This window comes from uncultured Dysosmobacter sp., assembly GCF_947631165.1.
GTDB lineage: Bacteria > Bacillota > Clostridia > Oscillospirales > Oscillospiraceae > Oscillibacter.
In genome coordinates this window covers 65,107-86,226 of the sequence record NZ_CANRKH010000005.1, presented here as the reverse complement: position 1 = coordinate 86,226, position 21,120 = coordinate 65,107, and the positions used below count along the sequence as shown (strand labels likewise).

Genomic DNA, 21,120 nt, shown 5'->3' with positions numbered 1-21,120 from the left:
TGCTACAGCTCTTTTACACGTTTCAGGTCGAAAATCCTGCTTCAAAAAATCCGATTTCCTGAAAACCTTTTCCGGTCACCCTCCTTACTTCGCAACAGCGTCCTTCAGCGCCTTGCCGGCCTTGAACACAGGCACCTTGGAGGCGGGGATCTCCACCGGCTTTCTGGTCTGGGGATTGCGGCCCAGACGGGCGGCGCGGGGCTTCACCTCGAAGGATCCAAAGCCCACCAGCTGCACCTTCTCCCCCTCCTTCAGGGCGGCGGTGATAGTGTCCAGAGTGGCAGAAATAACAGCCTCGGCGTCTTTCTTGGACACGTCAGCGGCGGTGGCGACGGCATTGATCAGTTCAGCTTTGTTCATGGGTGTATCCTCCTAATAAATTCATCTGTAATAAATATCTCTTAAACGCCTGAGCGTGTTAAGACTGCATCTCCTTGGCGGCCCGCCAGAGGGCCACCAGCTCCGCCTCCGTATAGTCGGAGAGGGGCTTGTCCGCCGAGGACTCCACCTGGCGGAAGCGCCGTTCAAATTTGTCACAGGCCCGGTGCAGGGCGTCCTCCGGGTCCACACCGGACATCTGGGCGATCTTGCCGGTGATGAACAGCGCATCGCCCACTTCCTCCCGAACGCCGTGGGGCGCGTCGGCCTCCCGGCCGGACTCCAGGGCCTTTCGCAGCTCCCGGACCTCTTCCTCCAGCTTGCCCAGGGCGCTGATGGCGCTGTCCCAGTCAAAGCCGGCCTTGGCGGTCTTGCTGGCGATCTTCTCTGCCCGCCACAGGGCGGGCAGGGTGTGGGGGACAGACTCGATGGCGTCGGCGGTGGAGCGCTGCCCCTTCTCCTGCCGCTTCAGGACCTCCCAGTTGGCCAGCACCTGCTCGCTGTTGTCGGCCTGCATGGTGCCGCCGAACACATGGGGATGGCGGTATACCATCTTCTGGGCCACGCCGTCCACCACGTCGGCCATGGTGAAGCGGCCCCGCTCGGCCTCGATCTGGGCGTGGAAAACGATCTGCATCAGCACGTCTCCCAATTCCTCGCACATGGCGTGGGGATCGTCTCGATCCAGAGCGTCCAGCACCTCATAAGTCTCCTCCAGGAAATTCCGCCGGATAGACTCGTGGGTCTGCTCCGCGTCCCAGGGACATCCGCCGGGTTCCCGCAGGACCCGCATGATCTCCAGAAAGTCCTCCCAGTCATAATGGGGTTTATATTGAAAATCTACCATACATTGCCTTTCCTTGCAAGAAATTTTCGCGAAAAATCCGAAATTTCAAGGGTTTTTTCCACTGGGACGCCGGAAAACCGGCCCGTCGCCGCTCATTTTAAGTGCAGAAGCCTGATCATCTTTTCCCCGTGGGGGATGGAGCGCACGTCCTCCGCCCGCAGGATGCGCAGGGCGATGACCAGCACGGCGTACACCGCCACACCGGCGCAGATGCCCGCAAGCGTCGCAATGGCGTTGGCCCCGTATACGGAATGGCCGCTGAGAGCCCGGGCCGCGAAGCCGTACACCGCCCAGGCTGCGCCGCCCATAAGGACGGAGGCCAGCACCGGCTTGGCAAAGAGCTGCACGTACCGCGGCTTCGCCGGGGAGTACTTCCACACGAAGAACAGGTTCAATCCGCAGATCACCAGGTAGCAGCACAGGGTCGAGACGGGCGCGCCGTGGATGTTGATATCAGGATTCCCCACCAGGATGTAGTTCATCACGATCTTGGTAGCGCCGCCGGCAACGACGGTGAAAATGGGCAGCTTCTCTTTGCCGTAGGTCTGTAAGATGGCGTTGGTCAGGATCATCAGGCAGATGAAGATCAGCGCTATGCCCAGGATCCGCAGGTGGGGACCCGCCGCCAGAGCGTCCTCATACTGGGCGGGCAGCACCAGCACCATGATGGGCGTGGACAGCACGGACAGGCCGATGCCCGCCGGCAGGGCCAAAATGGCGATGAGCCGGAAGGCGGAGGATACGATGCGGTCCGCCCTGGCGTGGTCTCCCTGGGCCAGCGCCGCCGCCGCGAAGGGGATCAGGCTCATGGTGACAGGATAGACGAAGGAGGCCACCATGTTGGGCATATCCATGGCCATGCCGTACTGGCCGTTCAGCGCCGCCGCGTCGGTCTCCGACAGCAGCAGGGCGTTTTGCAGCTGGCCCATGACGATCTTGGTGTCGATCAGATTGATGATGCTCATGGCAGAGTTGCTGAGTGTGATGGGGATGCCGATGACCAGGATCTGCTTCATCAGCGCGGCGCTGGAAGAGGGCACATCCAGGCTTTTCTCATGGTTCCGGTGGGTCGCCAGATAGGCGATCAAAAACAGCATGGACAGCATGGTGCCCACAGTCACGCCGAAGATGGCCCCCGCGGCCCCCAGCTGCAAACCCCTGCCGGTCTTCAGCAGATACCAGGCCAGGGGCAGGCCGATGCCCAGCTTGCAGAGCGCCTCCAGCACCTGGGAAACAGCGGTGGGGGTCATGTTTCCCTGGCCCTGGGTATAGCCCCGCATGCAGGCCAGCAGGCACACGCAGAACACGGCGGGAGCCAGCGCCCGCACCGCCTCATGGGCCAGACTGTTCTCCAGGAACGATGCCAGTCCCTCCGCCCGGAAGTACATGAACGCCGAGCCCACGGCCCCCAGGCAGAAAAACAGCACGATGGCGGTGCGGAAGATCTTCCGCTTCTCGTTCTCGCGTCCCTGGGCGTGGGCCTGGCTGGTCATCTTGGAGATGGCCAGAGGAAGCCCTGCGGTGGAGATGGTCAGCAGCACGTTGTAGATATAATACGCCGTGTTGAAATAGGCCTTTCCCTCGCCGCCCAGGATATTGTTCAGGGGGAACTTGTAAAACGCGCCGATGATCTTGACGATGGCCACAGCCGCCGCCAAAATGGCGGCGCCGCCTAAAAAGGACTGCTTTTTTTGATTTGACATGAAGTGATGACCCCACATTTAACAAAGGATGCGCAAAGCGCTGTGTTTCAATGTATGCCGGTCCGGCCTGTTTAGACCCGTTCCAGGCAGGCTTTCACCAGGGCGGTGAAATTCGGCCCCGCCGCCTGTCCGGCGGCGATGACCTCCTCTCCGGAGAGGGGCTCATCCAGCACGCCCGCTGCCATGTTGGTGCAGAGCGTGAAGCCCAGCACCCTCATGCCGCAGTGGGCGGCCGTGATGGCCTCTGGCACCGTGGACATGCCCACCGCGTCGGCGCCCAGGGTCCGGGCGAGGCGTACCTCGGCGGGGGTCTCGTACTGAGGGCCGGGAAAGTACATATAAACGCCCTCCCGCAGAGGGGTGCCCAGGGCGGCCGCCGCCTGGCGGGCCGCGTCCTGAAGAGCCGGCGTGTATATGTGGCTCATATCCGGGAACCGGGGACCCAGCTCGTCGATGTTGGGGCCTCGCAGAGGGCTGTCTCCGAAGAGCTTGATGTGGTCGGTGATGAGCATGATGTCTCCGGCGGAAAAGGCGGTGTTCACCGCCCCGGCGGCGTTGGTGACGATCAGCGTCTCCGCCCCCAGCAGCCGCAGGAGGCGAACGGGGTAGCTGACGTCGGCAAAGGACCAGCCCTCATAGGTGTGGAGCCGTCCCTGCATCACCGCCGTATCTTTGCCCGCCAGTTTTCCAAACACGAACTGCCCCTTGTGGCCCGGTGCGGTGGAGGCCCTCATATGAGGCACCTGGGCATAAGGCACCGTGATGGGGTCCTCCACCTGGTCCCCCAGCGCCCCCAGGCCGGAGCCGAGGATCAGCAGGACCTTGGGAACAAAGCCCTCCAGCTGTTCCCGCAGCGCCTGGGCGCTCTCCCGGCACTGGGCGTAGGTATACTGCTCCATCACAGCCGCGCCCCGCACTCCCGGCAGAAGGTGTCGCCCTCCCGGGTCTCCGCGCCGCAGGTGGGGCAGATGAGGATCAGCTGTGCCCGGCCCAGCTGGGCGTTCAGCTGGGCGATCTCCGCCTTCAATCCGTCGATCTCCTCCAGCTTCGCCTGGAGCACTTCGGAATCCGTGGGCGTGCCGGTGTGGGTCGCGTAGAGCAGCTCGCCGATCTCCATCATGCAGCCGTCCACATTCCCCTCCAGGGTCGCGATGCGGACCCGCAGCTTGGCCACGGACAGCAGCTCGCCCGCCTTTTTGCTGACGCCGTAAGCGGCGTCGGCGGCCATATCACCCACCTGGACCGCCGTGCGCTGGGCGTTTTCAAGCAGTTCCTGCATTTTTTCGTTCATGATAGGACCTCCTGTTTTTTTAATGGCCGTCCCTCAGGGACAGAGACTTGCGCCGTCCGGCGCAGCAGCGGCTCCTCATACTGTTTCCCGATCAAAAACATTCAAAAAGTTTTTGATTGCGGCGCATTGCGCCGCCGCGCCTATGTCACGCAGGAAAAGTATGGACTTTCGTCATAGGCGGCTTCGCCGCCGGGGCCGCTTATGCAGCCCCTGTAAAACAAGAAAATGGTTTTAGAACCTGTATTCATAAGCGGGGAATGCCGGATGGACGAGGGATTTTCCCGTCAGGCGAGGCGATTTGACGCGGGAATACTTTGTGTATTTCAAGGAAAAGCAACGAAGTATGACGGGAAAGGACCCGTTCAGACAGCGTTCAACGCTTGCGAATACAGGTTCTTATGCGTGATTTGTATCAGTGATTGTTGTAGGTGCTGCCGCCGATGAACTCCCGGGCCAGGGACTCCGGCGCTACGTATTTCTCGTCCATGGCCTCGATCCGGGCAAAACCCTGCAGCATGTCGTCCACCACGTCGTATTTGCCGGCGGGGATGGCCTCCAGCAGCGGCACCACAAAGGGCTTCAGCACGGCGAACTCAAAGGCCAGGGAGGAGTCGAACATGATGTGAGCGTTCTCCTTGTAGGGGGAGATATACAGCTTCTCGCCCCGGCGGACGTTGGACCACATCTTCAGCGTGAAGCTGGCGTCGCTGCCCCGGAACTTGAAGTCCCGCACGATGCGGCGGCACAGCCGCAGCCAGGCGTGGTTGAACACCACCTTGCCGTCGTCGTCCAGCAAGTTGCTGCGGGCGGCGATATACAGCTTGAAGGCGTGGGGATTCTTGCCCACAATGATGTCGTTCAGGGCGTGAATGCCCTCAAAGATGGCCAGCTCGTCGGCCCCCAGCCGCAGGGGCTGGGACAGGATGTCGGACCGCATCTGCCGGGCAAACTCATACTTGGGCACATGGATGGTCTCGCCCCGGTCCAGCATGGCGAAATGGCGGTTCAGCAGATCCACGTCCAGGCAGAAGGGGGACTCAAAGTCGATGGCGCCCTCCCGGTTCCGGGGAGCGGTCTCCGGGTCCACAGTGTTGAAGTAGTTGTCCATGGAGATGGTATGGGTCTCCACCCCCATTTTCTCCAGCTGCTCCTCGATCTTCAGCGCGGTGGTGGTCTTGCCGGAGCCGGAGGGTCCGGAGAGCAGGATGACCCGGGATTCGCCCCGATGGTCGGCGATCTTCTTCGCCGCGTTCTCCACCTTTTTGGCAAAGGCGGCATCACATTCGGCGGCAAAGGCCCCGGGGTCGCTGCGGATGGCTTCATTGATCTGCGTCAGAGAGTACGGCATTTGAATGGCTCCTTTCAAATAAATGAGGAATGATGGATTAGGAGTTAGGAATTTCCAGCACAGCGGTATGGGAAATTCCTCATTCCTCATTTCTGATTCCTAATTGATCGTAGAACGCGGCGAAAGCCGCCTGATTGGCGCGGCACTTTTCCGGCCGCTCCGTATACTCCTTGGGATATTTCGGGTTGAAGGCCCGCTGGATGCGGTTGGTCCCAAACTCCACCATCTTGGTGGAGCCGCCCGCCCCGAAGGACAGGATGGAACACAGCTCCGACATGATGTAGATGTTGTACCAGCACGCCGCCCCGGGGCGGCACCATCCCGTGTTCTCAAAGCTGCCGGACATGTATTTCTGCCGGTACAGGTAGTAGGGCTGGAAGCCCGCGCCCCGAAGGGCCGGGGCCGCGTGATCCAGCATCTCCGCCACCGCCTGGGGGCCGGGGATGGCCAAGCCCTCCGTCAGGATGCGGCTGCCCTTTTTCAGCGCCAGAGTGTGGACGGTCACATTGTCCGTGCCGAAGGCCAGGCACCGGTCCAGGGACCGGCGGAAGCCCTCGGGCGTATCCTCCGGCAGTCCCGCGATCAGGTCCATGTTCACATGGGGGAAACCGTATTTCCCCACCAGCTCCATGGCCGCCTCGATGTCCCCGGCGGTGTGCCGCCGGCCGATGGCCCGCAGCACATGGTCCTCCATGGTCTGGGGATTCACGGACACCCGGGTCACGCCGTGGGCCTTCAGCACCGCCAGCTTCTCCGCTGTGATGGTGTCCGGGCGGCCTGCCTCCACAGTGATCTCCTCGCAGGAGGCGATATCGAAGGCCTCCTCAAAAGCCGTCAGGACCCGGTCCATCTGCTCCGCCGTCAGGGTCGTGGGGGTCCCGCCGCCCATGTAGAAGGCCCGGACCCGCAGCCCTTGGGCCGCAGCCATTTCTCCGCCGGAGCGGATCTCCTCGATCAGCGCGTCTACATAGGGCGGCACCAGGGAAAAGCTCCGTTCCACCGACTGGCTGACGAAGGAGCAGTAGGCGCACCGGGTCGGGCAGAAGGGGATGCCCACATAAACCGCGATATCCCGAGGCCCCAGCTTTTTCTGGGCCTCCAGGGCGGCCGCGCCGGTCTCCAGGGCCAGAGCGGCCCGCTGAGGCGTGACAAAATATTCCTCTTCCAGCATAGCCCTGACCTGCTCCGGCGACTTTCCGGCGGCCAGTGCCCAGGTCACCGGCTTGTCGGGCCGGACGCCGGTGAGCATACCCCAGGGGGGTATTTTCAGCATACCCTGGGGGGGTATATTTTGCATACCCCCGGGGGGTATCTGTTCCACGATCTTTGTGAACGCCAGGAAGAAGCACCGGGCGATGGCGTGCCGCCGCTGGCCCTCCCGGTCAAAGTCTGTGCCGGAGAGGGGGCAGCCACAGCTGTATGCCGCCGCCCTGCCCCGCCAGCACAGCTCCACGGTGACATGACAGCGCTCGTCTTCCCGCAGGGAAACGACGGCCCAGGCGTCGTCCCCGGGCTGGACCGGCTCATAGACCGGCAGCTCGCCGGGGAACAGGTTCATCAAGCTCTGCTCCACCACATACCGCTGGTCGTGACCGTTCAAAACCAATTTCATAATCGTTCCTTACATTCCGCCCCGCATGGCCTGGAGCAGGTAGGGATTGCTCCGCCGCTCCCGGTCCAGGGTGCTTGGCTCCATGTGTCCGGGAAGGACCCGGAGGTCTCCGGGCAGCTCGCCCAGCCGCTTCAGGGAGGCCATGATCTTTTTCATGCTGCCGCCGGGAAAATCCGTCCGGCCGCAGGAGCCGGCGAACAGGGTGTCTCCGCAGAAGAGAATATCCCCGCAGCGAAGGGTCACACTGCCCTCGCTGTGGCCGGGGGTGTGGAGCACCTGTACATCCAGCCCGCCTACGGAGATGTGATCGCCCTCGCCATAGAAATTTACGCCGCTGAAGCCGGGGAGGGACCCCATCTCGCTATTCAGGGGAAAGAGCTGGGGCAGCGGCATTTCTAGATCCGCCCGGTGAATATAAACGGCCAAGGGCGGAAAAGCGTCCAGCAAGCCCAGGACGCCGCCGGTGTGGTCATAGTGGCCGTGGGTCAGCAGGATCTTTTTCAGCGCGCAGCCGGTGGCTTTCACCGCGGCGGCGATCCGCTCCGCCTCCCCGCCGGGGTCGATGACGGCGCAGGCCTTTGCCTGTTCGTCGCAGAGGATATAGCAGTTGGTCCCGATGGGGCCGACCTGCAGAGTCTTGATCTCCAATGGAAGCACCTCCTGGGGAAAATCAGTCTGGGAGCATATCCTCAAGGATGCTCCGTATCAAGCAAAATGGTCACCGGGCCGTGGTTCAGGGAGTCCACCTCCATCTTGGCGCCGAACTCGCCGTGCTCCACGGTAAATCCCCGTTCCCGGCAGCGGGCCATGAAGCGCTCATACAGCGGAATGGCCAGGTCCGGCTTGGCGGCCCCGGAAAAGCCGGGGCGGCGGGAGGAGGTGTCGGCGTACAGGGTAAACTGGGAGACCACCAGCAGGCTGCCGCCCACCTGCTCCAGATTCAGATTCATCTTCTCGTTTTCGTCCTCAAAGATCCGCAGATTGCAGATCTTGTCCGCCAGCCTGCCGGCGGTCTCCGGGCTGTCGTTGGGGCCGACTCCCAGCAGGACGAGATAGCCCTCGCCGATCTGGCCGCTGACGCGGCCCTCGATGGTGACGGAGGCGTGGGACACACGGGTCACGACCGCACGCATAGGAAATCCCTCTTTCATCAAACTCGTCCCCCGCAGGGGTGGGGGTGCTCAGGGGGAGAGCCTGCTCCCCCCTGAAGGAGGCGGAGGAAATGGAGCGCAATGGATGTCCGGCAAAGCCGGACGGAATGGAGCGCAGTTTCTGACGCCGTCATCCGGCTGGGCGGGTTACCTTCAAAACGCCGGAGATCTGATTCAGCTTGTTCATCAGGGACCGGAGCTGGGCCCCGTCCTTGATGCGGATCTCCAGACGGCAGATGGCAAAGCCGTCCTCCGTGCTGCGGGTGTTCACGCCCAGCACAAAGGTGTTGGTGCTGGACAGCGCCGCCGAGATATCCAGCAGCAGGTTGACCCGGTCCTTGCAGACCGCCTCCAGGATGGTGGGATAGCTCTCATTGGTATCCGTTCCCCAGGAGACGTGGATCCAGCGGCCGGCCTGATCCGGGGCAGTCCGCTTTTCCAGAGACGCGTTGGGGCAGTCCGCCCGGTGGACGGACACACCGTAGCCCCGGGTTATGAAGCCCACGATGTCGTCCCCCGGCACGGGAGTGCAGCATTTGGAGAATTTTACCAGGCAGTTGTCCAGTCCCTCCACGATGATGCCCTGCTCGCTCTTCACCTGCTTGGGGGCGGGGACGTGAGGCTCCTCCCGGCCCTGCTTGGCCTCCGCCGCGGCGGCCTCCAGGGCCTGCTGCTCGGCCTGGCGCTGCTTTGCGGCCCGCTGCAGCTCGCCCTGCATCCGGCTGACCGCCTTCTGGGCGGAGAAGCCGCCGTAACCGATGGCGGCGTACATCTCTTTCAGGGAGGTGTAGGACACTTTTTTCAGCAGCGTGGGCAGGACCTCCGGGTCCGTCACCTCCCGCATGAGGATGCCGCAGTGCTTCAGCTCCGCCTCGAAGGAGGCGCGGCCATTGACGATGTTCTCATCCCGCCGCTCTTTTTTGAACCACTGGCGGATCTTGCTGCGGGCCTCGCTGCTCTTGGCGATCTTCATCCAGTCCCGGCTGGGGCCTTTGGCGTTCTTGGAGGTCATGATCTCCACAATGTCGCCGTTTTTCAGCACATGGTCCAACGTCACGATACGTCCGTTGACCCTGGCTCCCACCATCCGGTTGCCCACTGCGGAGTGGATGGCATAGGCGAAGTCAATGGGCGTGGCCCCGGCGGGCAGGTTCTGCACGTCGCCGTTGGGCGTGAACACGAACACCTCGTCGGCGAACATATCCACCTTCAGGGAGTGGATATAGTCCTCGGCGTCGGCGCCCTCCTGATTCTCCAGCAGGCGGCGGACCCACTCGTATTTGCCCTCGGTGCCGGCGCCCTGGCCGTTCTGCTTGTATTTCCAGTGGGCGGCCACGCCGTATTCGGCGATCTCATGCATCTCCTGGGTGCGGATCTGCACCTCGAAGGGGATGCCGTCGCTTCCCACCACAGTGGTGTGCAGGGACTGGTAGCCGTTGGGCTTGGGCGTGCCGATATAGTCCTTGAAGCGGCCCAGAACGGGCTTGTAGATGTCATGGACCACGCCCAGCACATTGTAGCAGTCGCCCACGCTCTCCACCACGACCCGGAAGGCGAAGAGGTCGAAGATCTCATCCATGTTCTTGTTCTGGTTGAACATCTTCCGGTAGATGGAGTAGGGGTGCTTGACCCGCCCGTAGACCACGTGCTGGATGCCCATGTCGTTCAGGCGGTCGTCCACCTGCCGGCAGGTGCGCTGCATGAAGGCGTCGTAGTCCTTCTGCCTGGCCCCCAGGCTGGTGACGATCTCCTCATAGCCCACGGGGTCCAGATACTTTAGGGACAGGTCCTCCAGCTCCCACTTCATCCGCTGCATGCCCAGGCGGTGGGCGATGGGGGCGTAGATCTCCATGGTCTCCAGGGATTTCTGCTTCTGCTTGGCCGGGGACTGGTACTCCATGGTCCGCATGTTGTGGAGCCGGTCCGCCACCTTGATGAGAATCACCCGGATGTCCTTGCTCATGGCGATGAGCATCTTCCGCAGGTTCTCCATCTGCTCGTCTTCCTTGGTGGCGTACTGGATGCGGGTCAGCTTGCTGACGCCTTCCACCAGGTCGGCGATGGTGGGGGAGAAGAGCTTTGCCACCTCTTCATGGGTCGCGGGGGTATCCTCGATGACATCGTGAAGGAGGGCGGCCTCGATGGACTCGCTGTCCAGCTTCAGCTCCTCCGCCACGATCTGCGCCACCGCCAGGGGGTGGATGATATATGGCTCGCCGCTCTTGCGCTTCTGGCCCTCATGGGCCTTGTCCGCGAACTCGAAGGCGGAGCGGATATGGGCGAAGTCGGCGGCGGGATTATAGCTGCGGATGGTCTTTTCCAGCAGCTCATACTGTTCCTGAATGGTCATGACTGGTCGCCTCCGTTCCAATTGGTCATCAGCCGGCGCAGGTAGGGGCACGCGGGCAGGTCTACCTTTCCCTGCACCGGGGTCAGACACAGCGTCAGCTGGTCTCCCTGGCAGGTCAGAGAAATCAGGCCCCGCTCCTGGAACACCGCCAGCGCCAGAGCGGATCGGAGAAAGCTCTCCTTTCCGCCGGACTGGGCCGCCAGCCGCCGCAGGTAGGGGAGGGTCTCCTCCTCCGCCTTGCCCTGGCGGAGATGGCGCTCCAAGGCCCGCCAGCACACGGCAAACTGCTCCCGGGAGGCGTTCAGGTGGTCGATCTCCTGGGCGGTCAGCGGGCCGTTCTCCACCAAGCGGCGCACCAGCTCCAGGTCCGCCGCCTCATGGCGGCTGGGCGTCAGGGAGGGGCGGATGTCGATGAGCTGCAATTGCAGCGTGGTGGCGCCCCGGAAGGTATTGGCCTGCAGGTAAAAGGCGGCGTCGACCCGCATGCCGGGGGCTACGCCCGCCTCCTCTTCGGTGACGGAGAAAAAAATGGCGTCAAAGCGGCAGGTCCCCTTGCTGAGCCGCAGCTTCAAATGCTTCCCCTGGCCCACGGACTGGACCGTGTCCACCGTGGCGCCCAGCAGAGCGAAGGCGGGGCGGGGATTCCCGGCGCCGTAAGGCTCCAGCTGGCTCAGGTGCTCCACCTCCGCCAATGTCACCTCGCCGGGGCTGGTGATGGGGGCGTCGATCTCCAGGGAGGGGACCGGCAGCGCGCCGCCGGTGGTGGCACGGACATAGCGGTTCATGCGGGTCCGGAAGGCGTCGATGTTCTCCTCCTGGATGGTAAAGCCCGCGGCCAGCTCATGGCCGCCGAAGCCCTCCAGCAGGTCGGCGCAGGATTCCAAGGCCGAGAAGAGGTTGAAGCCGCCGTAGGAGCGGCAGGAGCCTTTGCCGGTGCCGTCCTTCAAATGGATCATGAAGCTGGGGCAGGAGTATTTCTCGCTGAGGCGGGAGGCCACGATGCCCACCACGCCCTGATGCCACGCCTCGCTGGACAGCACCAGGGCGCTGCGGTCCTCGCTCCGCAGCTTTTCGATCTGGCGGATGGCGTCGGCGCAGATGGACTGCTCCACCTGCTGCCGCTCCCGGTTGAGGTCGCACAAGGCCCGGGCCAACTCCTCGGCCCGGGCGGGGTCGCCGGTCTCCAGCAGGTCGGCGGCCAGATCCGCCGCGCCCATGCGGCCCGCCGCGTTGATGCGGGGCGACAGCACGAAGCCGATCTGGATGGAGGTGATGGACTTGCCCAGCAGCCCCGCCTCCTTCAGCAGGGCGTGAATGCCCACGAAATCCGTGTGGGGAAGGGCCTCCAGGCCGCAGGAGACGATGATCCGGTTCTCCCCCTCCATCCGCATCACGTCGGCCACAGTGCCGATGGCGGCCAGGGTGCAGTAGCGGGCAAAGAGGGCGTCCTCCCGGTTCTCACCGCCCAGAGCCAGCACCAGCTTCAGCGCCACGCCGCAGCCCGCCAGGTGCTTGAAGGGATAGGGGCAGTCAGGCCGGTGGGGGTCCACCACCGCCACGGCGTTGGGCAGGGCCTCTTTGCACTCGTGATGGTCCGTCACCACCACGTCCATACCCAGGGAATTGGCGAAGTCCACTTCCTCGTTGCCGGTGATGCCGCAGTCCACGGTAATCATCAGGGTCGCGCCCTGGTCCCGGAGGCCCCGGATGGCGTCCTTGGAGAGGCCGTAGCCGTCCTCGATACGGCGGGGGATGTACCGCAGGCACCGGGCACCGCAGCTCTTTAAATAATCCATCAGCAGCACCGTGGAGGTGATGCCGTCCACGTCATAGTCGCCGAACACGGCGATGGTCTCGCCCGCCGCAATGGCCCTTTGGATACGGGCTACCGCTTTACCCATGTCCCGCATCAGCATGGGAGACATGGTCAGCTTCCGCTCCCGGTCCAGGAACTCGGCGGCGCTCTCCGGGTCGGCGACGCCTCGGGCCGCCAGCACCGTGGAGAGCAGATAGGGATAGCCCGCGCTCCGCAGAAGGGCCACATCTGCGTCCCTGGGCGCGCCGATCTTCCAATTTTTGAATTTCACCAGGGGACCCTCCCTTCCGCCGGAATGACGGTTGAATCTAACATAATTATTTTATTATAGCAGAAAAGGTGAAGGAGGTAAAGTACAATTCTCGCGTGATATGTCAGTTTTCCGCCTGGGCGGGGTCTGGGATTTGACGGATCTGGAAGATTCTGATACAATATCCAAGATTTGACCCGTATCATCAGCGGACTCGAAAAATAGCAGCGCTATTTTTTCAAACGGGCAACGCCCGCCGCGCGCAGCGGCTGACTATAAAATCCAAATCAAGGCTGCAAAGCAGCCTGTCACAGCGTGTGTGCGCTATGACGCCCGAAAAGCGAGTTTGCCGCTTTTCAAGTTATTTGATTATAAAGGAGCGTTTAAGGGATGAAACGACACTTACGGCAGGCTCTGGCCTGTCTGGCGCTTTGCGCCATGCTGGCGGGCGGACTGGCCGCGCCCGCCTCCGCCGCCGCGTTCCGGGATGTGCCCAAGGGACACTGGGCCGCCGCGGAGATCCAGCGCTGTGTAGAACTGGGCTTTTTCAACGGGGAGAGCGCCTCCAGATTTGGCGTGGGCCACTCCATGACCCGGTCTGCCTTCGCGGTGGTGCTGTGCCGGTTTTTCGGCTGGGAGACCCCAAAGCCCCAGCAGCCTGTCTATGAGGACGTGCCGGTGAGCGCCTGGTATGCCGGCGCGGTACAGGCCGCCTACGACCACGGCGCGCTGACGAAGCAGCAGGCGGACTTCCGTCCGGACGACGCGATCACGCGGGAGGAGCTGGCGGTGATGCTGGTGCAGGCTTTGGGCTATACGCCCCTGGCGGGGCTGGCCCAGGAGCTGCCCATCACCTTCCGGGATGTAAAGACCAACGCCGGATATATCGTGATGGCCTCCGACCTGGGCCTGATGGACGGCACCTCCGTCACCGCCTTTTCCCCGGAAAAGACCGCTACCCGGGAGCAGGCGGCGGTGATCCTGATGCGGCTCTTTGACAAGCTGCACCGGCCGGTGAGCAAGGCCGCCATCATCTCCTCGGTGGACGGCGCGGCGGCCCTGACCGGCTTTGAGGCCGCCGCCGTGCCTGCCGGGAAGCTCCTCAGCGCCGGCGGGACCCGCGTGACCCCCACCATGGCGGCGGAGACCGCCTCCGCCGTCCAGGCCGCCGTCCGGCAGGCGGGCTGCAAGGCCCTGCTGTATGTGGTGGGAGGCCCCACCGCCCTGAACGGTACGACCCAGGATACTACAGCGGTCTTGACTGCCGCCGTGGAAAACGGCGGCTATGACGGTTTGTTTTTGGACATCCCCAAGCTGAAGGGCAGCGGCGAGCTGGCCCTGACCCGGCTGGTAAAGTCGCTGCGGACCGCGCTGGGGGACAGGCCCCTCTATCTGATGGCGGAGGCCCCCTCCTGGCAGAACGGCACCTATCAGGGCTATGACTATATCACCCTGGGGAGCTGCGTGGACCATCTGGTGCTGCGGGTCCCCTCCTATGAGGCGGAGAGCCGTGATTTCCCCGTGGCGCCGGTGGACCCCCTGGAGGAGATCTACTACGCCCTGGGTGAGCTGAAGGACACCCTGGAGGACGGAAAGCTGTCTCTGCTGATGACCACCACCGGCTCCGCCTGGGTCAACAGCCGGGAGGACACCCCCCGGACCGGCGCGGAGATCGACGCCCTGCTGGCGGAGGAGACCACCGCCGCCTACTACTCCGACCGGTACGGCTGCGCCTATCTCACCGGCGTCAACGAAGACCGGGACCCCCTGACGGTCTGGTATCTGGACCGGCAGGCCGCCGCGGACCGGGTCCAGCTGGCCCGCTGCTTCGGCGTGGGCCAGATCTGCCTGGCGGAAGCGGACGGCGTATCGCCGGAGCTGCTGGCCGGTCTGGCGTGACGCCTGTGCCGCAGAAAAAAGCGCCCCATCCGGATGGATGGGGCGCTTGTGTTTCCAATGTTTACAGATAGCGCTGCATGCCCTCGGTAGCGTCGCTGGCATCGGCGCTGATGGTGACGGTGAACTTGATATTGTTCTTCTCGCCGAAAGCGTCCAGCCAGTTCAGGAAGGTCTCGGTCTCGGGACCCACGGGCTGGCCGACGGTCTTGCACAGATTGTCGATGAACACATGGGAGATGTCGTAGTTGCCGGAATACAGGCCGCTGATAAAGCCGCGGAACAGATCGTAGTTGTTCAGCTTATATTCCTGGGCGTCAATGAGACGGATATGATAGTGGATATCATAAGTCATGTTGCGGTTGGCCTCGATGCAAACCACGTTGCCGGGCTCGTCCTTCGCCGCGTTGTTGATCAGTTCGATGAGCTGCTTGGTCTTGCCGGAGCCTTTCATGCCCATAATCAGTCTGACCATAGTAAATCACTCCTGTCGTTTCATTATTGCCGCGCCGGCGCGGCACTTTGCTGATATTAAGAATATCATAACGCCGGGGAAAAAACAATGCAAAAAAGCAAATTTCTATTTTGTTCATAATATGGTATTGACAAACCGGATATTGGGGGAAAAAGCGGCGCCTTCCGGCGCCGCTTTTTGGTCATCGCCACGGTCTCGCCTTCCACTCGGCAAGCCCCGGCCTTAATTGGCGGGCATTATTTGTTCAGTTTGGCCTCCAGCTCAGCCTTCCTGCCCTCATACCCGGGCTTGCCTCCCCATGCGGCTTGCCGCATGGGGACCCCCCTGATCCTGCTTGACCTGCCGGAAATGAATTCCGCCAGGTCCGAGGTTTTGCCTGCGGCAAAACGCTCGCACGCCGCATCCGCGGCGGCTCCTGGGCAAGCCCCGGCCTTAATTGGCGGGCATTATTTGTTCAGTTTGGCCTCCAGCTCAGCCTTCCTGCCCTCATACCCGGGCTTGCCTCCCCATGCGGCTTGCCGCATGGGGACCCCCCTGATCCTGCTTGACCTGCCGGAAATGAATTCCGCCAGGTCCGAGGTTTTGCCTGCGGCAAAACGCTCGCACGCCGCATCCGCGGCGGCTCCTGGGCAAGCCCCGGCCTTAATTGGCGGGCATTATTTGTTCAGTTTGGCCTCCAGCTCAGCCTTCCTGCCCTCATACCCGGGCTTGCCCAGGAGGGCGAACATGTTTTTCTTGTAAGCCTCCACGCCGGGCTGGTCGAAGGGGTTCACCTCCAACAGGTAGCCGGACAGGCCGCAGGCATACTCGAAGAAGTAGATCAGCTGGCCCAGGTCCTCCGGCGTCTTGCCGTCGGCCTCCACGATGAGGTTGGGCACGCCGCCCTCGTGGTGGGCCAGCAGGGTCCCCTCCATGGCCCGGTCGCGGATAAAGTCCATGGAAGCACCGGCCAGGAAGTTCAGGCCGTCGCCGTCGTCCTCGTCTCTGGGAACGCAGAGCTGCCGGGCAGACGCGCCCAGGCGCACCACGGTCTCCAGCATCAGCCGCTGGCCCTGCTGGATATACTGGCCCATGGAGTGGAGGTCGGCGGTGAAATCCACGCTGGCGGGGAAGAGGCCCTTGCCCTCTTTGCCCTCGCTCTCGCCGTAGAGCTGCTTCCACCACTCGCTCATGAAGCGGAAAGCGGGATCATAACAGGCCAGGATCTCCACGGAACGGCCGGCGGCATACAGCGCGTAGCGGGCGGCGGCATACCGCCAGGCGGGGCAGGCAGGCCCGCCCTCCGCGCACACGTCCATCATCTGAGCCGCGCCCCGCATCAGGGCCTCGATATCCACGCCCGCCACGGCGATGGGCAGTAGGCCCACGGCGGTAAGGACGGAGTAGCGGCCGCCCACGTCGTCAGGCACCACGAAGGTCTCCCAGCCCTGGCTGTCCGCCAGAGACTTCAACGCCCCCCGGGCCTTGTCGGTGGTGGCGTAGATGCGCCGGCCCGCTTCCTCCCGGCCATATTTCTTTTCCAGGGCCTCCCGGAAGAAGCGGAAGGCCACGGCAGGCTCTGTGGTGGTGCCGGACTTGGAGATGACGTTGACGGAAAAGTCCACGTCCGCCACCAGGTCCAGGACCTCCCCCATGGCATCGGCGGACAGGCCGTTGCCGATGAAGTAGACGTTGGGAGTATCCTTCTTTTTCAGGTTGTAGTTGGGGGAGCACAGGCAGTCCACCACGCCCCGGGCGCCCAGATAGCTGCCGCCGATCCCGATGACCACCAGGGCCTGGGAATCGGACTGGATCTTTTTGGCGGCGGCCTGGATCCGGGCGAACTCCTCCTTGTCATAGTCCCTGGGCAGATGGACCCAGCCGGTGAAGTCGCTGCCGGCGCCGGTGCCGGTCTGCAGCTTCTCCTGGGCGTCCTTCAGCCGGGGGAGCAGGTCCTCTTCATAGGACGGGGGCAGAAAGCTCTGCATCTCAAACAGCTTGACATCCAACATCTTACGTATCGTCCTTTCCTGCGGGGCGATCAATCCGCCCGCGCGCTATTGGGGCGGCGTGCGCAGCAGGACCCGCGGCGCTTTGCGGCAGATGGCGCTTGCCGGAACGCGCGGAACCGCCCTAAAAAAAGTATATCATTTCCAGAAGTTCCCGGCAAGGGAAAACCGTCGGCAACACGCCGAAATGCGGACGGCTCTTTGGGTCAATCCGCCAAAAAGGCCATGTGCAGCAGCCGCAGCAGCATCTGCCCATAGGTGACCCGGGGCACCTCCTCGCCGGACAGCAAAGGGATCTCCGCCACCACCTCCCCGTTGGAGGTGACAGTGAGGGTCCCCAGCCGGTCCCCCAGGGCCACCGGAGCCTCCACGGACTCCGGCAGGGACACGGTCTGTTCCAGGCTGCCGGCCTTGGACTTTTCCAGCAGCAGAATGCTGCCACCGCCCAGCACCGGCTGGGCTGTGGCCTGGGCGCCCAGATGGACAGGAATGGGCACCAGCGGCGATTCCGGCACGATCTTTTTCAGAGCGTAGGTGGAAAAGCCATGGCTCAGCAGGGTCTTGGCATCCTCGAACCGCTGGGCGGAGGTGGCGTCCTTCATGATGACGGCGATCAGCTCCATGCCGTCCCGCTCCGCCGTGGCGGAGAGGCAGTAGCGGGCGCTGTCAGTGGAGCCGGTCTTGAGGCCGGTGGCGCCCTCATAAAAGCGGATCAGCTTGTTGGTGTTCACCAGCTGGGATTGGCCGTCCCGCAGAGTGTCCATCCAGATGGTGGTGTACTGGCGGATATCCGGGTGGTTTTTGATCAGTTCCCGGCTCATGAGGGCGATGTCGTGAGCGGAGGTGAGGTGGCCCTCCGCCGGAAGGCCGGTGGCGTTTTTGAAGGTGGTGTCGTTCATGCCCAGCTCCTTTGCCCGCTGGTTCATCCGCTCCACAAAGGCATCCTCGCTGCCGGCGAGCTGCTCCGCCAGGGCCACGGCGCAGTCATTGGCGGAGACCACGCAGACCGCCTTCAGCATCTCCTCCACCGTCAGCTGCTCGTTCTCCTTCAGCCAGATCTGGCTGCCGCCCATGGAGCAGGCGTGGGCGGAGGCCGTTACCACCGTGTCGTAGGAGAGCTGGCCGCTGTCGATGGCCTCCATGGTCAACAGGATGGTCATGACCTTGGTGACGCTGGCAGGCTCCAGCTTGGCGTGTTCGTCTTTGGCGTACAGGACCGTACCTGTCTCCTTTTCCATCAGCAGGGCGGAGGGCGCGTCCACCTCCACCGCCCTGGCGCTGGTCCCCAGCGCCAGAATGGCGCACAGCAGTGCGATGAATCTTTTCATGGCGATCCCCCTTTGCAGCGTTGTGATATTCTATGAGCAGAGCGGGACATTCATGACAGGCGGCTATGCGGCGGAAAACGCCCCGGCGGGACATGCCCGCCGGGGCGTTTTATCTTACCCTCAGTGGACAAAGGGCAACACGGTTTTTCAGGGCATCTTGAGCGGCTGGCGGCGTTATCCTTGTTGCCTGGCGGCAGCCTGGCTGCCTCGTCTGCCTTGCCAGCCACTAAATCTGCTCCCGAAAAACAGACCTGCCAGCGGGAAAAAATCGGCGCTGGCAAAAAAGAGGACGACGGTGGGCTGACGCCCACCTAGGACGATGACGCCGCCAGCGTTGATTTTGGCCGCTGGCAGGCGTGCTGCCCTTTGTCCACTGAGGGTATAGTCACTGGCGGACGCAGAGGTTTCGAAAGGTCTCCGCCACGTTTTCCTGGCGGACCTCCGCCGCCCGGAAGTGCAGCAGGGCGAAGTTCAGGTTGAACAGGGGGCCGATGCCCACGCCGGTGATGACTGTGCCGACGCCCACCTGTCCCCCCAGCAGGAAACCCACGGCGATGGCCAGGATCTCCACCGAGGAGCGGCAGAAGCCCACGGAGCGGCGGGTCTTGCGGGCCAGGACCACCATCAGCGCGTCCCGGGGACCGGAGCCGAGGCCGCTCTTCATATACAGCCACGTGCCCAGGGCCAGCAGCTCCATGCCTGCCAGCAGCATGACCAGACCGGCGGGCAGGGACTCCATCAGGGGGATCCAATCCAGGTACAGCAGCAGGTCGATGAACAGAGGGCAGACAAAGATGTTGGCCAGGGTCCCCAGGCCGAAGCTTTCGCCGCAGAGGAAGGCTGCGGCCACCACCACCGCCCCCACGATCATGGCGGCGGTGCCGTAGGTGATGCCGAAGCTCTTGGACATGCCCTGCTGCAGAACGCTCCAAGGCTCCAGCCCGATATTGGCCTGGAGCATCATGGTGATGCCCACGGCGCTGACCGCCAGTCCGCCGAGCAGGACCAACAGCCGGCGCGGATATTCCCGATTCAAAGGAATGACCCCCTTTTCATGACGTCAGGCAGTCTCCGTGTCTTTCAATTGGGAGAGATAACGGTATACGCTGGCCTGGGAGCAGTGCAGGCCAGCGGCCACGTCCTTCACCGCGCCCTTCAGCAGAAAGATGCCGTCGGTGTCCAGGGCGGCGATGATGCGGAGCCGCTCCTCCGCCGTCAGCCGGTCCGCTGTGATGCCCAGCCGCTTCAGCTCCCGGCTGATGGCGTCGGCCGTCACCGCCTCCGGCGAATTGCCGAACAGCTCCGGCTTCAGCAGGGCCGCCTCGCCGCCGGGGGCAAGGCCCTCCGTCGTCTTGGGGCGGATGTCCTCCCAGAAGATGTCCGGGTGACACAAGCCCATGATCTGATTGCTGAGGCTGCGGTAGCGGCTGTCATCAAAGTTGATGCACAGCATCCCGATGAGCCGCCCCCGGTCCTTGATGAACAGCGTGCTGGACTGCAGGTCCTTGCCGTTGACGGCCACGCCGTAATAGTGGAGGCGGTAGTCCGAGGTCTCGTAGCTCTTGTCCTTCAGGATGCTGAGGGCCATGTTGGTCAGGGGCGCGCCCACCTCGCGGCCGCTGATGTGGTTGTTGGCGATGGCGATGATAGACCGCTCCTTATTGGTCAGATCGTGGAGGGCGACCTCGTAGGACGGTCCTAAGACTTGGCCCAAGAACTCCGTCAGTTTTACATATTGTTGCAGCACAGCGTTGGGAACAGCCGCCATGATCTCACGCTCCTTTTTTGAATATCTGATCTGGTGCTATCATTATATAAAAGAGAGCGGTATTTTGTCAATAATTTTTTCTCATTTTTAGTAATAATTTTTCTTAATATTTCTCACGTCATTTATATATATTTGCCACAAATTCCGTTGTTAAAAATGTATATCTCTACAAAATATATAGTTTTCCTCCAAATAACCTTGACAATATTTTTTAATTCTGATAAAATCGTCTCGCGAATTAAGAAAAGGAGGCACCGCCTATGAAAACCATTGTGAGCACGGCCAAGGCTCCCGCAGCCATTGGTCCCTATGCTCAGGCCGTGAAGACCGCCGGCCTCATGATCACCTCCGGGCAGCTGCCCATCGATCCCGCCACCGGCGCTTTCCCGGAGGGCATCCAGGCACAGACCAAGCAGTCCCTGACCAATGTGAAGGCCATTCTGGAGGAAGCCGGCCTGACCATGGACAGCGTGATCAAAACCACCGTGTTCCTCAAGGACATGAACGACTTCGGCGCCATGAACGAGGTGTACGCCACCTTCTTCACCGAGGGCAGCTATCCCGCCCGCTCCGCCGTGGAGGTCGCCCGCCTGCCCAAGGACGCCCTGGTGGAGATCGAGGTCATCGCCGCTCTGTAAGAACCTGTATTCACAAGCGTTAAACGCCGCCTGGGCAGGTCTTTTTCCGTCATACTTCGTTGCTTTTCCTTGAAATACACAAAGTATGACTGCGTCAAAGCGCCTCGCCTGGCGGAAAAATCCCCCGCCGATCCGGCATTCCCCGCTTATGAATACGGGTTCTAAATCTTCCGCCGGTCCGGCACGACTCTTTAAAATCGTTCCCGCGAATGATACTGTCCGCTAGGCGCAAGGCGGGGCTTGGGAACCCTACTTTCGACGACCGGGGTATCTCCTAAAAA

Annotated in this window: 18 protein-coding genes; 2 read left to right on the top strand and 16 right to left on the bottom strand. The window is 62.6% G+C overall.

The window, feature by feature from the left end; genetic code table 11:
• Positions 1-84: 84 nt before the first annotated feature.
• The 11 genes from Q0Z69_RS04240 to recJ all read right to left on the bottom strand — a co-directional run bounded on the left by Q0Z69_RS04240 (position 85) and on the right by recJ (position 12,767).
• The gene (locus Q0Z69_RS04240; RefSeq protein WP_298030001.1) at positions 85-360 is read right to left on the bottom strand and encodes an HU family DNA-binding protein; all 276 of its coding nucleotides are present in this window, start codon (positions 358-360) and stop codon (positions 85-87) included.
• Positions 361-418: 58 nt separating this feature from the next.
• On the bottom strand, positions 419-1,225 hold the full coding sequence (gene mazG, locus Q0Z69_RS04235; protein ID WP_298029999.1) for a nucleoside triphosphate pyrophosphohydrolase: 807 nt from the start codon (positions 1,223-1,225) through the stop codon (positions 419-421).
• 92 nt (positions 1,226-1,317) lie between these two features.
• Positions 1,318-2,928 (bottom strand): polysaccharide biosynthesis protein, encoded by a 1,611-nt coding sequence (locus Q0Z69_RS04230; RefSeq protein WP_298029997.1) that lies wholly within the window; start codon positions 2,926-2,928, stop codon positions 1,318-1,320.
• A gap of 71 nt (positions 2,929-2,999) precedes the next feature.
• A complete protein-coding gene (locus Q0Z69_RS04225) occupies positions 3,000-3,827 on the bottom strand; it encodes a purine-nucleoside phosphorylase (RefSeq protein WP_298029996.1) in 828 nt (275 codons plus the stop codon).
• A complete protein-coding gene (locus Q0Z69_RS04220; RefSeq protein ID WP_298029993.1) occupies positions 3,827-4,219 on the bottom strand; it encodes a zinc ribbon domain-containing protein in 393 nt (130 codons plus the stop codon). The genes Q0Z69_RS04225 and Q0Z69_RS04220 overlap by 1 nt, the downstream gene beginning before the upstream one ends.
• Positions 4,220-4,631: 412 nt before the next feature.
• Entirely contained in the window at positions 4,632-5,567 is a 936-nt protein-coding gene (locus tag Q0Z69_RS04215; RefSeq protein WP_298029991.1) for a uridine kinase, read from the bottom strand.
• 79 nt (positions 5,568-5,646) lie between these two features.
• The gene (hemZ, locus tag Q0Z69_RS04210; protein ID WP_298029990.1) at positions 5,647-7,179 is read right to left on the bottom strand and encodes a coproporphyrinogen dehydrogenase HemZ; all 1,533 of its coding nucleotides are present in this window, start codon (positions 7,177-7,179) and stop codon (positions 5,647-5,649) included.
• A 9-nt stretch (positions 7,180-7,188) separates the two neighbouring features.
• Positions 7,189-7,836 (bottom strand): MBL fold metallo-hydrolase, encoded by a 648-nt coding sequence (locus Q0Z69_RS04205; protein ID WP_298030070.1) that lies wholly within the window; start codon positions 7,834-7,836, stop codon positions 7,189-7,191.
• 32 nt (positions 7,837-7,868) lie between these two features.
• Positions 7,869-8,312: a D-aminoacyl-tRNA deacylase gene (gene dtd / locus Q0Z69_RS04200; RefSeq protein ID WP_298029989.1), complete on the bottom strand. Its 444-nt coding sequence runs from the start codon at positions 8,310-8,312 to the stop codon at positions 7,869-7,871.
• A 148-nt stretch (positions 8,313-8,460) separates the two neighbouring features.
• A complete protein-coding gene (locus Q0Z69_RS04195) occupies positions 8,461-10,680 on the bottom strand; it encodes a bifunctional (p)ppGpp synthetase/guanosine-3',5'-bis(diphosphate) 3'-pyrophosphohydrolase (protein WP_298029988.1) in 2,220 nt (739 codons plus the stop codon).
• The gene (gene recJ, locus Q0Z69_RS04190) at positions 10,677-12,767 is read right to left on the bottom strand and encodes a single-stranded-DNA-specific exonuclease RecJ (RefSeq protein WP_298029987.1); all 2,091 of its coding nucleotides are present in this window, start codon (positions 12,765-12,767) and stop codon (positions 10,677-10,679) included. The genes Q0Z69_RS04195 and recJ overlap by 4 nt, the downstream gene beginning before the upstream one ends.
• A 369-nt stretch (positions 12,768-13,136) precedes the next feature.
• On the opposite strand from recJ, the gene Q0Z69_RS04185 reads away from it, so the two are divergent.
• Positions 13,137-14,645 carry an S-layer homology domain-containing protein gene (locus tag Q0Z69_RS04185; protein ID WP_298029986.1) on the top strand — a complete coding sequence of 503 codons (1,509 nt, stop codon included), beginning with the start codon at positions 13,137-13,139 and terminating at the stop codon, positions 14,643-14,645.
• A 61-nt stretch (positions 14,646-14,706) separates the two neighbouring features.
• On the opposite strand, the gene Q0Z69_RS04180 is transcribed toward Q0Z69_RS04185, so the two are convergent.
• The 5 genes from Q0Z69_RS04180 to Q0Z69_RS04160 form a co-directional block, all read right to left on the bottom strand.
• Positions 14,707-15,117, bottom strand: coding sequence for a hypothetical protein (locus Q0Z69_RS04180; RefSeq protein WP_298029985.1), 411 nt, complete (start codon positions 15,115-15,117; stop codon positions 14,707-14,709).
• A gap of 656 nt (positions 15,118-15,773) precedes the next feature.
• A complete protein-coding gene (locus Q0Z69_RS04175) occupies positions 15,774-17,108 on the bottom strand; it encodes a glucose-6-phosphate isomerase (protein WP_298029984.1) in 1,335 nt (444 codons plus the stop codon).
• Between the two features lie 203 nt (positions 17,109-17,311).
• Positions 17,312-18,433 (bottom strand): D-alanyl-D-alanine carboxypeptidase family protein, encoded by a 1,122-nt coding sequence (locus Q0Z69_RS04170; RefSeq protein ID WP_298029983.1) that lies wholly within the window; start codon positions 18,431-18,433, stop codon positions 17,312-17,314.
• Between the two features lie 385 nt (positions 18,434-18,818).
• Complete coding sequence (locus tag Q0Z69_RS04165; RefSeq protein ID WP_298029980.1) at positions 18,819-19,469, bottom strand: YitT family protein; 651 nt, start codon at positions 19,467-19,469, stop codon at positions 18,819-18,821.
• Between the two features lie 24 nt (positions 19,470-19,493).
• Entirely contained in the window at positions 19,494-20,201 is a 708-nt protein-coding gene (locus tag Q0Z69_RS04160) for a transcriptional regulator (protein WP_298029978.1), read from the bottom strand.
• 260 nt (positions 20,202-20,461) lie between these two features.
• Here Q0Z69_RS04160 and Q0Z69_RS04155 point away from each other — a divergent pair, with 260 nt between their 5' ends.
• Entirely contained in the window at positions 20,462-20,839 is a 378-nt protein-coding gene (locus Q0Z69_RS04155) for a RidA family protein (RefSeq protein ID WP_298029977.1), read from the top strand.
• Positions 20,840-21,120 lie beyond the last annotated feature (281 nt).